At 64.7% G+C, this 16,381-nt stretch carries 6 protein-coding genes and 1 riboswitch; of the genes, 4 read left to right on the forward strand and 2 right to left on the reverse strand.

Annotated features, from left to right (window positions below; all coding sequences use genetic code 11):
* Positions 1–390 precede the first annotated feature (390 nt).
* Positions 391–8,961, forward strand: coding sequence for a glycoside hydrolase family 94 protein (locus tag AC3RCJ_RS03420; protein WP_492957020.1), 8,571 nt, complete (start codon positions 391–393; stop codon positions 8,959–8,961).
* On the opposite strand, the gene AC3RCJ_RS03425 is transcribed toward AC3RCJ_RS03420, so the two are convergent.
* Together AC3RCJ_RS03425 and AC3RCJ_RS03430 are read right to left on the reverse strand one after the other, a co-directional pair.
* Entirely contained in the window at positions 8,958–9,191 is a 234-nt protein-coding gene (locus tag AC3RCJ_RS03425; RefSeq protein ID WP_492956908.1) for a hypothetical protein, read from the reverse strand. The two genes, AC3RCJ_RS03420 and AC3RCJ_RS03425, sit on opposite strands and share 4 nt — an antisense overlap.
* 136 nt (positions 9,192–9,327) lie before the next feature.
* Positions 9,328–9,903 carry a TMEM165/GDT1 family protein gene (locus AC3RCJ_RS03430; protein WP_492956907.1) on the reverse strand — a complete coding sequence of 192 codons (576 nt, stop codon included), beginning with the start codon at positions 9,901–9,903 and terminating at the stop codon, positions 9,328–9,330.
* A gap of 8 nt (positions 9,904–9,911) precedes the next feature.
* A riboswitch (yybP-ykoY riboswitch) is annotated at positions 9,912–10,094 on the reverse strand.
* Positions 10,095–10,237: 143 nt separating this feature from the next.
* On the opposite strand from AC3RCJ_RS03430, the gene AC3RCJ_RS03435 reads away from it, so the two are divergent.
* From AC3RCJ_RS03435 to AC3RCJ_RS03445, 3 genes are all read left to right on the forward strand, one after another.
* Positions 10,238–12,652: a M1 family aminopeptidase gene (locus AC3RCJ_RS03435; protein ID WP_492956906.1), complete on the forward strand. Its 2,415-nt coding sequence runs from the start codon at positions 10,238–10,240 to the stop codon at positions 12,650–12,652.
* Positions 12,653–12,769: 117 nt separating this feature from the next.
* On the forward strand, positions 12,770–14,629 hold the full coding sequence (locus AC3RCJ_RS03440; protein WP_492956905.1) for a M1 family metallopeptidase: 1,860 nt from the start codon (positions 12,770–12,772) through the stop codon (positions 14,627–14,629).
* A 22-nt stretch (positions 14,630–14,651) separates the two neighbouring features.
* Entirely contained in the window at positions 14,652–16,289 is a 1,638-nt protein-coding gene (locus AC3RCJ_RS03445) for a serine hydrolase (protein ID WP_492956904.1), read from the forward strand.
* The last annotated feature ends 92 nt before the right edge of the window (positions 16,290–16,381 follow it).

Consider the following 16,381-nt stretch of genomic DNA (forward strand, 5'->3'; position numbering starts at 1 on the left):
AAGCCATTAATTTCCCCTTGGCATTTTTCCGCCCGCCACCGCGCGGATTTCCTCGCTGACACACCCCCAAAGCGCCTGGTATGTACGCTAGCGCACGGTCTTGTGCGCAACGCGCACCTACGATGAAGTTCAGAAAATCTCCCCATACCTGAGATTCATCGCAACGCTCCGGCGCTTCGCTGACCGTCTTCGCCAGTGCCCGTTCCTGTCCTGATGCGGCCTGGAAGATGGTGGCTGCCGGCGGCATGCGCGCACCTAGCGAGGCCCAAGTTGAAAGAGTACACAGCAGTAGTGGCGGAACAGATCAAGGAACGGATTTCCAAATTCAAGGAAGTCCTCCGCGGCGATCCCCGCGCCGCAGACACCTTCGACGCCGCGCGCGACGATGCCTTGCCCCTGCGTTCGGAGTTATTCAGTGCCATGCAGATGGCGGCCCACGGCAAGAACGTGGCGGCCGGCCACGCGGTGGGCAAGCATCACGGCAGAGACCGCTTGCTGGCGCGCCTGGCCGACAATGCGGCCCTGATCACGGCCACCGTCAATGAGCTGACGGCCACGGTGAAGAGCGGGCGCCAGGTCACGCCCGCCTCGGAATGGCTGCTTGATAATTTCTACCTGATCGAAGAGCAGATCCGCACCACGCGGCGCCACCTGCCGAAGAACTACAGCAAGGAATTGCCGCGCCTGACGTCGGGTTTTGACGCGGGCTGTCCGCGCGTGTACAAGATTGCGCTGGAAATCATCTCGCACGGCGACGGCCGGGTCGACCTGGAAAACCTGTGCCATTTCGTCGAAGCGTACCAGGACGTGGCCACGCTTACCCTGGGCGAACTGTGGGCCGTGCCCATCATGCTGCGCCTGGCCCTGATCGAAAACCTGCGCCGCGTGGCCGCGCGCGTGGCCGACGACCGCATGCAGCGCGACCTGGCCAATACCTGGGCCGACCAGATGACGGACATCGCCGAACGCAATCCAAGTGGCCTGATCCTGCTGGTGGCCGACATGGCGCGCTCGAATCCGCCGATCACCAGTGCCTTCGTGGCCGAGTTGTCGCGTCGCCTGCAGGGGCAAAGCCCGTCGCTGACCCTGGCCCTGACGTGGCTCACGCACAAGCTGGCCGAATCGGGCCTCAGCATCGAACAGCAGATCCAGTCCGAGATCGGGCAGCAGGCGGCCGACCAGGTATCGATCGCCAACAGCATCGGCAGCCTGCGCTTTCTCGGCACCATGGACTGGCAGGAATTCGTCGAGACCATGAGCGTGGTCGAACAGACCTTGCGCCTGGATCCATCCGGCACCTATGGCCTGATGGATTTCGCCACGCGCGACAGTTATCGCCATGCCATCGAGCGCATCGCCCGCAGCAGCGCGCGCAGCGAGGTGGACGTGGCCGAGATGGCGGTGCAGCTGGCGCAGACGCACGGCAACGGCACTGACGCGCGCCGCGGCCACATCGGCTTCTACCTGGTCGGGCGGGGCGTGCTGGTGCTGGAAAAGCTGGCCGGCGCCAAGCTGCCCTTCGTCGTGGCGCTGCAGCATACGGCGCGCGCCGCGCCGCTGGCGGTTTACCTGGGAGCGATTTCCTTCGTCACGCTGGCCGCCAGCGCGCTGTTGCTCGAACGGGCCGTGCGCCATGGCGTGCAGGGCTGGCTGCTGGCATTGCTGGGCGTGCTGGCGCTGCTGGGCAGCAGCCAGCTGGCGGTGGCCCTGGTGAATTGGCTGGCAACGCTGATGACATCGCCGCATCCGCTGCCGCGCATGGATTACCAGTCCGGCATTCCGTCGGACGCGCGCGGCATCGTGGTGGTGCCGACGCTGATCTACAGCAAGGAAAACATCGCGGCCCTGTGCGAGGCGCTGGAAGTGCGCTACCTGGCCAACCGCGATGCCAACCTGCGTTTCTGCCTGCTCACCGATTTTGTCGACGCGCCCACGCAAACCCTGCCGGGCGACGATGCCTTGCTGCGCCAGGCGCAGGACGCCATCCGCGCGCTGAATGACAAATATCGCGTGGAAGGCACTGAGTTCAAGGAGAACGGCGATCCGGCCGGGCGCGAAGAGCTGGGCCACGTGGGACCGTTCCTGTTGCTGCACCGTCCGCGCCTGTGGAATTCGCAGCAGAATGCGTGGATGGGACAGGAGCGCAAGCGCGGTAAATTGTCCGACCTGAACGCCTTCCTGCGCGGCGGCGCGCGTGACAAGTTTTCGCTGGTCGAAGGCGAGCTGCGTGGCCTGCGCACGATCAAGTACGTGATCACGCTCGACACCGATACGCAGCTGCCGCGCGATGCGGCGCGCCAGTTCATCGCCACCATGATGCACCCGCTGAACCTGCCTGTGCTCGACGCGGCCGGCACGCGCGTGGTGGCCGGCTACGGCATCCTGCAGCCGCGCGTGGCCGTCGCGCTGCCCAGCGCGAACGCCTCGCGCTACGAGCTGCTGTGCGGCGGCGAGCCGGGCATCGACCCGTACACGCGCACCGTCTCGGACCTGTACCAGGACGTGTTTTACGAAGGCTCGTTCATCGGCAAGGGCATCTATGATCTGGACATGTTCGAGCGCGTGCTGGGCCAGCGCCTGCCCGACAATAAAATCCTCAGCCACGATTTGCTCGAAGGCTGCTACCTGCGCGCCGGTTTGCTCAGCGACTCGCAGCTGTACGAGGAATATCCGGCCCGCTATGACGCCGACGTGAGCCGCCGCCAGCGCTGGATACGCGGCGACTGGCAATTGATCGGCTGGCTGCTGGGCAGGGTGCCGGGCCGCGCCGGCAAGCGCGAGCGCAATCCGCTGTCCATGCTGTCGCGCTGGAAGCTGTTCGACAACCTGCGCCGCAGCGTTGTGGCGCCGGCCACCACCGCGTCGCTGCTGCTGGCGTGGGGCTTCCTGCCGCACGTGGCCTTCTGGAGCGCGGCCATCCTCGCCATCATTTTCCTGCCGCCCGTGGTCTCGGCCCTGTATGACTTGCTGCGCAAGCCGCGCGATACCCTGTGGCGCCAGCACCTGGCCGCCTTCGAGCGGCGCTGCGGCGTGCAGTTTTCGCATGCCATGCTGACCCTGGTCTTCCTGCCGTACGAGGCCTGGATCAGCCTGGACGCCATCGTGCGCACCTTGTGGCGGCTGGGCGTGTCGCATAAACACTTGCTCGACTGGCGTGCCTCGAACCTGCATGCCTCGTCGGGCGCGCAGGCCGACAGCTGGCGCGCCATGTGGTGCTCGCCGGCGCTGGCGCTGGCCACCTTTGCCGCCTTGCTGAGCTGGCGCCCCGAGGCCTTGCCGGCTGCCGCCGTGGTGCTGCTGCTGTGGCTGGGCGCGCCGGCCATCGCCTGGTGGATCAGCCGCCCCATCGAGCGGGCCGTGGCGCGCCTGTCGGCCGAGCAGGGGCGCTTCCTGCATGGCGTGGCGCGCAAGACCTGGGCGTATTTCGACACCTTCGTCGGACCGGACGACCACTGGCTGCCGCCCGATAACATGCAGGAGCATCCGAACCTGGTGGTGGCGCACCGCACCTCGCCGACGAATATCGGCCTGGCATTGCTGGCCAACCTGACGGCCTACGATTTCGGCTACCTGACCCTGGGCCAGCTGATCGAGCGCAGCCGCGCCACCCTGCACAGCATGGGCGAGCTGGAACGCTTCCAGGGCCACTTCTATAACTGGTACGACACGCAGACGCTCAAGGCGCTGCAGCCGATGTACATTTCCACGGTCGACAGCGGCAACCTGGCCGGCCACTTGCTGACCTTGCAGCCGGGCCTGGTGGAGCTGTATGACGCGCCGATCATCGGTGCGCAGATCGTGCAGGGCATTCGCACGACGGCACAGGTACTGCAGGAATTCATCGCCGCCGAAGGTCAGGGCGAGGCCATGCGCGACAGCATGGCCTTGCTGCAGGCAGCGGCAACGCCCGCCAGCCTGGCCGAATGGCATGCCTACCTGAGTGGCGCGAATGGCGCGGCCGATGCGCTGCTGTCGCTGACCCTGCAAAGCGAGGATGGCGAGCTGTCGATGTGGACGGGCGCCCTGGCGCGCCAGTGCCGCGCGGCGCTGGCGGAACTGCTGCAGCTGGCGCCATGGGCGGCGCAAGCGGGCGTCGATGCGGCGTGGCTGCAGGTGCCGACCCTGCGCACGCTGGCGAACTTGGAAGTCCCTGAAGGCACGCCGGCCGCGCTGGCGGCGCTGCTGCTGCAGGGCCGCGAACAGGCGGGCCGCCATATGCGCGACATTGCCCATGCGGCGGGCCAGGCGCGCGATTTTGCGCAGATCGAATATGCGTTCCTGTACAACCCGTCGACAAAATTGCTGGCCATCGGCTACAACGTCAGCGAACGGCGCCTCGACGCCAGCTACTACGATTTGCTCGCTTCCGAAGTGCGCCTGGCCAGCTTCATCGCCATCGCCCAGGGCCAGCTGCCGCAGGAGCACTGGTTCGCCCTGGGCCGCCAGCTGTGCATGGTGGCGGGCCAGCCCGTGCTGCTGTCGTGGAGCGGCTCGATGTTTGAATACCTGATGCCGCTCCTGGTGATGCCGAACTACCCGAATACCCTGCTCGATCAAACGTATCATTCCGTGATCGAGGCGCAGATCGACTACGGCCGCCAGCGCGACGTGCCCTGGGGAATTTCCGAGTCCGGCTACAACACCGTCGACGCCAGCCTGAATTACCAGTACCGCGCGTTTGGCGTGCCGGGACTGGGCTTGAAACGGGGCCTGGCCGACGATCTCGTGGTGGCGCCGTATGCCAGCATGATGGGCCTGATGGTGCAGCCGGAAGCGTCGTGCCTGAACCTGCAGCGCATGCAGGCGGCCGGCTACATGGGCCGTTACGGCTTCTTCGAGGCCATCGATTTCACCACGGCGCGCCTGCCGCGCGGGCAGGCCAGCGCGGTCATCCGCTCCTTCATGGTGCATCACCAGGGCATGGGTTTCCTGGCCCTCAGCTACCTGCTGCACGACCGTCCGATGCAGCGCCGTTTCGAGTCCGATCCGCTGCTGCAATCGGCCTTGTTGGTGCTGCAGGAGCGTACGCCGCAGGCCGGCGCGTTCTACTCGAACACGGCCGAACTGGCGGAGCTGCGCAGCGGTGCGCCGGAACAGGCCATGCCGATGCGCATCCTGACCCAGGCCAACAGCGCCGTACCGGAAACGCAGTTGCTGTCGAATGGCCGCTACCACGTCATGGTGAGCAATGCCGGTGGCAGCTACAGCCGCTGGAAAGACTTGTCCGTGACGCGCTGGCGCGAGGACAGCACGCGCGACAACTGGGGCAATTTCTGCTACCTGCGCGATCTCGATGACGGCGAAGTCTGGTCCACCATGTACCAGCCGACATTGGTCGAGCCGAAGAAGTACGAGGTGATCTTTTCGGAAGGGCGGGCCGAGTTCCGCCGCGCCGACCACGGGCTGGACCTGTACACGGAAATCGTCGTTTCGCCGGAAGACGACATCGAAATCCGCCGCACGCGCATCAGCAATAATTCGAACCGCCAGCGGCGCATCGAGATCACCAGCTTTGCCGAAGTGGTGATGGCGCCGGCGGCGGCCGACGCGGCCCATCCCGCCTTCAGCAAGTTGTTCGTGCAAACGGAAATCCTGGCGCACGAAAATGCGATTCTATGCACGCGCCGGCCCCGTTCGAAGGATGAACAGATGCCGTGGCTGCTGCATGTGATGACCGTGCACGATATCGAGCACTATGCGGTGTCATTCGAGACGGACCGCGCGTGCTTCATCGGCCGCGGCAACACGGCGCAGCTGCCGCAGGCGCTGCAGCAGAGCGGTCCTTTGAAAGGCGGCCACGGCTCCGTGCTGGACCCCGTAGTGGCCATCCGTTATGTCATCACGCTCGCACCCGACCAGGCCATTACCGTCGACAGCGTCATTGGCATGGCGGAGCAGCGCGATGCGGCGCTGCACCTGATCGATAAATACCAGGACCGTCACCTGGCCGACCGCGTGTTCGAGCTGGCCTGGACGCACAGTCAGGTGGTGCTGCGCCAGCTCAATGCCAGCGAGGCCGATGCGCAGCTGTATGCGCGCCTGGCCAATGCGGTGATCTATCCGAACGCCGCGCTGCGCGCCGAAGCGGGCATCCTGATCAAGAACCAGCGAGGCCAGTCCGGCCTGTGGGCGTATGCCATTTCCGGCGACCTGCCCATCGTGCTGCTGCAGATACGCGATGCGGCCAATATCGAACTGGCGCGCCAGATGGTGCAGGCGCACGCCTACTGGCGCCTGAAAGGACTGATAGTCGACCTGGTGATCTGGTACGAGGACCAGTCGGGTTACCGCCAGCTGCTGCACGACCAGATCATGGGGCTGATCGCCTCGGGTATCGATGCGCAGGCGATCGACCGCCCGGGCGGCATCTTCGTGCGCCTGGCCGAGCAGATCGCCAATGAAGACCGTATCTTGCTGCAGTCGGTGGCGCGCGCCATCATCAGCGACCTGCGCGGCACCCTGGCCGAGCAGGTCAAGCGGCCGCCCAGCCCCGTGCTGCGCATGCCGCCGCTGCTGCAGGATCCGGGCCGCGAACCGGCCAGCGTGCCGCACCGCGCCGCGCCGCGCACGCTGATTCTGGAAAATGGCCTGGGCGGCTTTACGCCCGATGGCCGCGAATATGTCATTACCTCCGGCGAGGATAAGAACACGCCGGCGCCATGGTCGAACGTGCTGGCCAACGCGCAATTCGGCAGCGTGGTCTCCGAAGCCGGCCAAGCCTATACCTGGAGCGAGAATGCGCATGAATTCCGCCTCACGCCATGGCAGAACGACCCGGTTTCCGACCTCTCCGGCGAAGCGTTTTACGTGCGCGACGAGCAGAGCGGCCAGTTCTGGTCGCCGTCGGCCCTGCCGGCGCGCGGCAGCGGCGACTACGTGACGCGCCACGGCTTCGGCTACAGCGTCTTCGAGCACAGCGAGGGCGGCATCGCCACCGAATTGTGCACCTATGTGGCGCTCGATGCCGCCGTCAAGTACTCGGTGATCAAGGTGCGCAATGACAGCGGCGTGCCACGCCGCCTGTCCGTCACCGGTTACGTGGAATGGGTGCTGGCCGACCTGCGCGCCAAGTCCGGCATGCATGTGGCGACGGAAGTCGATACCATCAGTGGCGCGCTGTTTGCGCGCAATAACTACAACACGGAGTTTTCTGGCCGGGTCGGCTTTTTCAACACCGACGCCAGCATCCGCTCGATCACCTGCGACCGCAACGAGTTCATAGGCCGCAACGGCAGCCTGGCGCAGCCGGCTGCCTTGCGCCGCGTGCGCCTGTCCGGCAAGGCGGGCACGGGACTCGATCCCTGCGCGGCGATCCAGGTGCCGTTTGAACTGCAGCCGGGGCAGGAGCGCGAAGTCGTCTTCATCCTCGGCGTGGGCGGACGCCGCAATGCCGACGCCAGCACCATGGTGCAGCGCCATGCGGGCAAGGAAGCTGCCCGCATGGCGCTCGACGCGGTACGCGCGTACTGGGAAACCACCCTGGGCGCCGTGCGCATCGAGACGCCCGATCCGTCGCTGGACGTGATCGCCAACGGCTGGCTGATGTACCAGACCATCGCCTGCCGTTTGTGGGCACGCAGCGGCTATTACCAGTCCGGCGGCGCCTACGGTTTCCGCGACCAGCTGCAAGATGCGATGGCGATGATCCACACGGCGCCGCAATTGCTGCGCAAGCACCTGCTGCTGTGCGCGGCGCACCAGTTTGTCGAGGGCGACGTGCAGCACTGGTGGCATCCGCCGTCGGATCGCGGCGTGCGCACGCACTGCTCCGACGACTACCTGTGGCTGCCGCTGGCCGCTTGCCGCTATGTGACCGCCACGGGCGACCTCAACGTGCTGTCGGAAGTGACGCCCTTCATCGAGGGGCGGGCCGTCAAGCCGGAAGAGGATTCCTACTATGACCTGCCGGTGCGTTCGGGCGAATCGGCCGATCTGTACGAACACTGCGTGCGCGCCATCCGCCATGGCTTGCGCATGGGCGTGCACGGCTTGCCGCTGATCGGTTCCTGCGACTGGAATGACGGCATGGACAAGGTGGGCGAACACGGCAAGGGCGAGAGCGTCTGGCTGGCCTTCTTCCTGTGCGAAGTGCTGCAGCGCTTCGCCGAGGTGGCGACGCTGCGCGGCGACGCGGCGTTCGCCCAGTTTTGCCGCGATGAAGCCGTGAAGCTGGCGGCCAACGTCGAGGAACATGCATGGGATGGCGAGTGGTACCGGCGCGCGTACTTCGACGATGGCACGCCATTGGGTTCGCACAGCAACGAGGAATGCCAGATCGATTCGATTTCGCAAAGCTGGGGCGTGCTGTCGGGAGCGGCCAACAAGGAGCGTGTCGCCGGCGCCATGCGCCAGGTCGATGCGCGCCTGGTGCGCCGCGATTCAGGTGTGATCCAGCTGCTCGATCCGCCGTTCGACAAGTCGGACCTGAATCCTGGCTACATCCGCGGCTATGTGCCGGGCGTGCGCGAGAACGGCGGCCAGTACACGCATGCCGCCATCTGGACGGCGATGGCGTTTGCCCGTCTGGGCGATGGCGAAAAGGCGTGGGAACTGCTGCGCATGATCAATCCCGTACGCCATGGCATTGATGCGCAGGCGGTGGCGCGCTACAAGGTCGAACCGTACGTGGTGACGGCCGACGTGTATGCAGTGGCGCCGCACGTGGGGCGCGGCGGCTGGAGCTGGTACACGGGATCATCGGGCTGGCTGTACCGGCTGGTCGTCGAGTCCCTGCTGGGACTGACGCGCGAAGCGGATGTGCTGCGCCTGGCGCCGTGCATGCCTGCCGAGTGGAGCAGTTTCAAGCTGCATTACCGGCATGGCGCCAGCAGCTATGCGATCACGGTCGAAAAGGCGCAGGGCCGGCCGGCCGGCCTGTCGCTCGATGGCGTGGCCGTGAGCGGCGAGAGCATCGTCCTGCGCGACGAGGGCCGCGAATATGGGGTGCTGTTGCTGCTCTAAGCCAGTTGGCATTGCCACTTGTCGTGGGTGGGGCGGCGCCTGCCGGCCAGCAGGATCAGGCCGGCGCCGAGCAGCAGCAGGTCGCGCTTGCGGACTTCGGGTGGCGCGCTGGCCACGGCCTTCGCCGCCGTAGCAGCGCGTGGCACGGCCGCCGCCGTGGCGCATGGCGGCAGGCTGGCGCAGGCGGCCAGGAACAGCGCCGCCATTGCCACTTTCTCATTCAATTGCATACATTCCTTAAAAACGCGGCGGCCTGTGAAGCGCCGGCCGTCGCGCGATGTTCGTGTCGGCGACATTGTAATTATTTACATGAAAATTGTAAATGAACAATTTTTGCGCCGGCAGCAGAAAGCGCTGAAGCCGGTCTCAAAAGCCCAGGCGCGCGCCGGCGCCGAGCAGGGTGGCGATGCCCAGCACGGCAAACACGAGGGCCGCGATGCCATGTACGAGGGGCAGCGAGACGCGGTTGGCGATCTTGTCGCCCAGGTAGACGGCGGGGACATTGGCCAGCATCATGCCGCAGGTGGTGCCCAGCACGACGGAAACAATGTCGTGGTAGCGGGCTGCCAGCGCGACTGTGGCCACCTGCGTCTTGTCGCCCATTTCCGCCATGAAGAAGGCGATCAGGGTGGTCAGGAAGACGCCATACCTGGCCAGCTTGGTATCATCTTCATCGATCTTGTCGGGGATCAGGGTCCAGGCGGCCATCGCCAGGAACGATACGCCCAGTACCCAGCGCAGCACGTCGGGGCCCAGCATGCTGGTGATCCAGGCGCCGACGGCGGCGGCAAACGCGTGGTTGGCGATGGTGGCGACGAAAATCGCCAGCACGATGGGCAAAGGCTTGCGGAATTTGGCGGCGAGCAGGAAAGCCAGGAGCTGGGTTTTGTCGCCGATTTCGGCGAGACCGACGATGCCGGTGGAGATGAGGAATGCTTCCATGAGATTGCAAGAGGTACGCGGGCCGGACGAATTAACCAATGATCCAGGGGCGACTCCGGCCCATGCGGCCGCCCCCGATCAATGGTCTCGTCAAGTTCTTCAACCACCTGCACCATGGCCTGCGGGCCAATCATGTTGATACAGGTTCCCGCGGCAGGACCGCGGGACGACTACTCCCCAATGTTCGAGGCGCATCATACGCCAATGCCCGCGCCCGCGCCAGTGTCCCGGCGGCCACGGCGGGCTTTGTTGTGGGTCGCCGACAACAGTGGTCGTTTTGCAAACAGCTGACTTAGAATGCAGTTCTCTCGCCAACTTCCAGATGGATTGCGCCATGCGTTTGCCGGTCTCCCTTCGCCTGCTTGTCCAGCACTGTTACCTGCTTGTTTCCCTGTCTTTCAGCATGCCGGCGCTGTGCGCCGGCGCCGCGCCATTCGACGACAAGTTTCGCCAGCTCGAGGAACTGCTGCCCACGCCGAACGCCTACCGCACCGCTTCCGGCGCGCCCGGCCACGCCTACTGGCAGCAGCGCGCCGATTACGTGATCCGCGCCACCCTCGATGAAGCGCGGCGCGAGATCACCGCCAGCGAACAGATCACCTACCATAACCGCTCGCCGGACAGCTTGCAGTATCTGTGGCTGCAGCTGGACCAGAATGGCTTGCGCAGGGACGCCGACCAGCGCCGCGTACTGAGCGCGCCGTCGCGCCAGGCCTGGCTCAGCGGCAGCGAAGAGGAAGCGCTGAAGTTCGAGGATTTGCGCGCCATCGATGCGGGCCGCGAATTCGATGGCGGCTTCAAGCTCGGCAGCGTGAAATCGGCCAGCGGCAAGCCGCTGCATTATGTGGTCAACCAGACCATGTTGCGCATCGACTTGCCGGTGGCGCTGGCGCCTGGCCAGAGCATCAGCTTCGGCATCGACTGGTCGTATAAAATCAATGACCAGAAAGTGCTGGTCGAGCGCTCCGGCTATGAATACTTCGAGGACGACAGGAACACCATCTTCCAGGTGGCACAGTGGTTTCCCCGCATGGCCGCCTATTACGATGCCGTCGGCTGGCAGCACAAGCAGTATCTGGGGTCGGGCGAATTCGCGCTGGAATTCGGCGACTACGAGCTGTACCTGACGGTGCCGGCCGACCATGTGGTGGCCGCCACGGGCGAGCTGCAGAACGCTTCCTCCGTCCTCGGCGCGCTGCAACGCGAACGCCTGGCGAAGGCAAGGAACAGCGCGGCACCGGTGCTGGTGATCACGCCAGAGGAAGCGCTGGCGGCCGAGAAGGGGCAGAGCACGGCGACGAAGACCTGGCACTTCAAGGCGGCCAATGTGCGCGATGTGGCGTGGGCATCGAGCCGCAAGTTCATCTGGGACGCGCAGGGACTCGACAGCGGCGGCAAACGGGTGATGGCGATGTCGTATTATCCGAACGAGGGCAACCCGCTGTGGCAGCAGTACAGCACGCGCGCTGTCATTCACGCCATCGAACAGTACAACAAGTACAGCTTCGACTATCCGTATCCGAATGCCATTTCCGTCAACGGCGCCGTGGCCGGCATGGAGTATCCGATGATTGCGTTCAATGGCGGGCGTCCCGTGAAGGACAAGAAGACGGGGGAACTCACGTATTCGAAGACGGCCAAATATGACCTGATCGGCGTGATCATCCATGAAGTGGGGCACAATTATTTCCCCATGATCGTCAATTCGGACGAGCGCCAGTGGGCCTGGATGGACGAGGGCATCAATTCCTTCCTGCAGTACCTGGCAGAGCAGGCGTGGGAAGAGCATTTCCCATCCTGGAATGGCGAGCCGCGCAAGATTGTCGACTACATGCGCAGCCAGAACCAGGTACCGATCATGACCAATCCCGAGTCCGTGCTGCAGCTGTCGCCGAATGCCTACGACAAGCCGGCCACGGCGCTCAATATCCTGCGCGAGACCATCCTCGGACGGGAACTGTTCGACTTCGCCTTCAGGCAGTACGCGCTGCGCTGGAAGTTCAAGCGTCCCACGCCGGCCGACTTCTTTCGCACCATGGAAGACGCTTCCGGCACGGACCTGGACTGGTTCTGGCGCGGCTGGTTCTATACCACCGACGCGGTCGACATCAGCATCGACGGCATCAGCGAATACGGCGTGAGCACGAAGAATCCGGAAGTCGAGAAAGCGTGGAAGAAGGCGCAGAAGGACGCGCAACCCATGTCGATCTCGGAGCAGCGCAACAGGGCACTGCCGAAGAAGGTCGATCTGGACCCTGCGCTGAAGGATTTCTATAACCGGCACGACGACTTCACGGTCACCAACAAGGACCGCAACAGCTATGCGGAAGAGCAGGAAACGCTGGAGCCGTGGGAGAGAAAGCTGCTGGAGCAGCGCAACATGGGCAAGCATCTGTACCTGGTCGACTTTTCGAATCTCGGCGGCCTGGTGATGCCGCTGATCCTGGAGATCGAGCTGGCCGGCGGCAGGAAGATCATCGAGCGCGTGCCGGCCGAGGTATGGCGCTATTCGCCGCACAAGATCAGCAAGGTCATCGTCACCGACGAGCCGATGGTGGGACTGGTGCAGGACCCGTACTGGGAGACGGCCGATATCGACACCAGCAACAACGCCTGGCCGAGAAAAATCACGCCATCGCGCCTGGAGTTGTTCAAGCTGGATCGGGACAAGAACAATCTGATGAAGGACTGGAATACGCCGCTGAAGGCGCCCGCGAGCAGGGCGGGGGCCGGGGTCGAGGCAAAATAGGAAACAGCGCCGGCCAGTCCGGCGCTTTTTCCGCCAGGCGTGCGCCGGAAGTGCTATTCTGCGCGACGCCCCGGCGCACACTCGCCGGCGCTTTCGCAAATCATTCAAAAGACGACCATGCAAACTTTGACCTTCCTGCGCGCGCTCGGCTGCGCCTTCCTCTGCCAGGTGACCCTGGCCGCGCACGCCGATCCCCTCAGCTATGCGCGCTACGACCAGGTGCGCACGCGCGACCTGCAGCTGGACCTGAAAGCCGACTTCAAGCAAAAGACCCTCTCCGGCTACGCCGAGCTGTCCCTGAACTGGATCGACCCGGCCGCGCACACGCTGGTGCTCGATACGCGCGACCTGTCGATCGCCAAGGTGCAGGTGCAGGACAAGCGCGGCGCATGGAAGATGGCGCCCTACCAGCTGGACAAGGCCGACCCCGAAAAGGGCCAGGCCTTGCGCATTAGCACCACGGGCCAGCCTGAAAAAGTGCGCGTTTATTACCACACGGCGCCGGGCGCCATCGCGCTGCAGTGGCTCACGCCGCAGCAGACCATGTCGGGCAAGCTGCCATTCATGTTCAGCCAGTCGCAAAGCATCAACGCCCGTTCATGGGTGCCGTCGCAGGATACGCCGGCCGTGCGCTTCACCTACAGCGCGCGCATCGATGCGCCAGCGGGCATGCGCGTCGTCATGAGCGCCGAGAATGACGAGAAGGCGACCGGCAAGGGCGGCTGGAAATTCAGGATGCCGCAGCCGATTCCATCGTACCTGCTGGCCATTGCCATCGGCGAACTGGAAGTGCGCAAGCTCGGTCCCCGCTCGGCAGTGTATGCCGAACCGCCGCGCATCAAGGCCGCCGAATACGAGCTGGCCGATACGGAAAAAATGATCCAGGCGGCCGAAGCGCTGTATGGTCCGTATCGCTGGGGGCGCTACGACATGATCGTGCTGCCGCCATCGTTCCCCTACGGCGGCATGGAAAACCCGCGCCTGACCTTCCTCACGCCGACCATGATCGCGGGCGACCGCAGCCTGGTCGACCTGATCGCGCATGAACTGGCCCACTCGTGGTCGGGCAACCTGGTCACCAACGCCTCGTGGAAGCACATGTGGCTCAACGAAGGCTTTACCACCTATGTCACCACGCGCATCGTCGAGCAGCTGTATGGCAGCGAGGTGGCGCAGATGGGCGTGCAGGTCGACCAGGAAGAACTGGCCGCCTCGTTCAAGGAACTGCCGGCCGCGAAAACGGCGCTGGTCACGCGCGATGCGGATGCCAACCCGGCGGAAACGTACACGGACGATGGCATCATTTATCCGAAGGGCGCCTGGTTCCTGGCGACCATGGAGCGGCGCGCCGGCCGCGCCGTGTTCGATCCCTTCCTGCGCGGCTGGTTCGACCAGCATGCGTTCCAGAGCGTGACGACGGAGCAGTTCATCGCCTACCTGCGCAAGAACCTGCTGGCGCAGCATCCGGACGTGATGCCCGAAGCGGAGCTCGACGAATGGCTGTATGGCACCGGCGCGCCGGCCAGCGCGCAGCGCGTCGTCTCGCCGCGCCTGGCGCTGCTCGACCAGCACCGCGACGCCTGGCTCAAAGGCGAGCTGTCCACCAAAGACCTGGGCATGGACAAGTGGATCGCCATCGAGTCGATGCACTTCCTGAACGACATCAACAACAAGGCCAGCGCGGCGCAATTGCGTGAGCTGGACCAGGTGTACGGCGTGGGCAAGAGCGGCAACAATGAGGTGGCTTACCGCTTCTACCTGGCCTCCGTGAACGCCGGTTACGACGTGCGCCAGCCCTTGCAGGCTTTCCTGCTGAGCGTGGGCCGCCAGAAGTTCGTCGTGCCCCTGTACAGCGCCTTGATGAAGACGCCGCAAGGCCATGCCTGGGCCAAGGACGTGTATGCGCAGGCGCGCGCACGCTACCACCCGGTGACGCAGGAGAGCGTCGATAAATTGATGGCCGCGCAAGCGCATTGAACTTTCTTTGGACATCCTGACCATGCATACCATGAACCGCCTCGCCGCCGCCATCGTGCTGGCGTTTTCCGGCGTGACCGTGCCGGCGCTGGCATTTGACGCCGCCCCTGTGATTGCCGCTGCACCGGCGCCCGCGCCGGCCTTTGACCTGGACCGCGACGTCGCCAGCGCCCTGAAAACCTTCGACGTGCCGGGCATGGCGATCGCCATCGTCAAGGATGGCAAGGTCGTCGCCGCCAAGGGATTCGGCGTGCGCAAGCTGGGAGAGCCGGCACCAGTCGATGCGAAAACCCTGTTCGAAGTGGCCTCCAATTCGAAGGGCTTCACGGCCGCCGCGCTGGCCATGCTGGTCGATGAGGGCAAGCTGGCCTGGGACGATCCCGTCACCAGGCATTTGCCGGGCTTCCAGATGCACGACTCCTACGTGACGGGCGCCATGACCATCCGCGACCTGCTGACGCACCGCAGCGGCCTGGGGCTGGGTGCCGGCGACCTGCTGTGGTGGCCCACCACCACCTTCAGCACCGACGAGATCATCGAGAAGCTGCGCTACATCCGTCCGGCCACGAGTTTCCGTAACAGCTATGCCTACGATAACCTGCTGTACATCGTGGCTGGCAAGATCATCGCCGACAAGGCGGGGAAAAGCTGGGGCGAGGCCATGCATGAGCGCATCCTGGCGCCGCTGGGCATGACGGGCACCACCACCAGCCTGCTTGAAAACGCGGGTAATCCCGATGTCGCCCATGCACACAGCAAGATCGACGGCAAGATCGCGGCCGTCAAATCGATGCCGGTGCCGAATGCCGTGGGTGCCGTCGGCATCAACACGAATGCGGAAGATATCGCCAAGTGGATGATGGTGCTGCTCGACGGCGGCAAGATCGCCGGCGTGAAGGACAAGGATGGCAAGGATGTGCGCCTGTTCAGCGAAAAGCAGGCCAATGAGATGTGGACGGCGCAAACGCCGATGAAGATCGGCGAGCCGAAGCCGGCGCTGGCCGCCACAAAACCGAACTTCAGCGCGTATGGCCTGGGCTTCCAGCTGCGCGACTACAAGGGCATGAAAGTGGCCATGCACGGCGGCGCGCTGCAGGGCTTTTATTCGCGCGTGGTGATGGTGCCGGAAGCGAAACTGGGCGTGGCCATTCTCACCAATGCGGAAAATGGCGGTTCGATGACGGCGCTGCAATGGCGCATCCTCGACCATTATTTGCAGGCGGCGCCGTCCGACTGGCTGGCGCTGGTGGCCAAGGTGGAGCAGGACCAGCACGCCGACGAAGTCAAGAAGCAGGGCAAGGCGGCGGGCGCGCGCGCGGCGAAATCGCGGCCTTCGCTGCCGCTGGCGGCATATGATGGCGAATACGAGGATGCGTGGTACGGCAAGGTGGTCATCAAGCAGGACGGCCGCAAGCACATGCTCAGCTTCACGCGTACGCCGGACCTGACGGGCGAGCTGGAGCACTGGCAGCACGATACCTTCATCGTGCGCTGGAAGGAGCGCAACTTCAATGCCGACGCCTACGTGACGTTTTCGCTCAATCCGGACGGCAGCATCGACAGGGTCAAGATGGCGCCCGTCTCGGCCGAAACGGATTTCAGCTACGACTTCCAGGACTTGAGCCTGGTGCCGGTGAAGGCGAAGGAAACAAAGAAATAAAGCGGTAGGTCGGGTTAGCGCGGCGCTTAACCCGACGCCATCACCGGCGCCAACGATGTTGTCGGATTACGCGCGGCGTTGCCGCGCTAAGC

This window comes from Janthinobacterium sp. GW822-FHT07H11 (assembly GCF_058798615.1).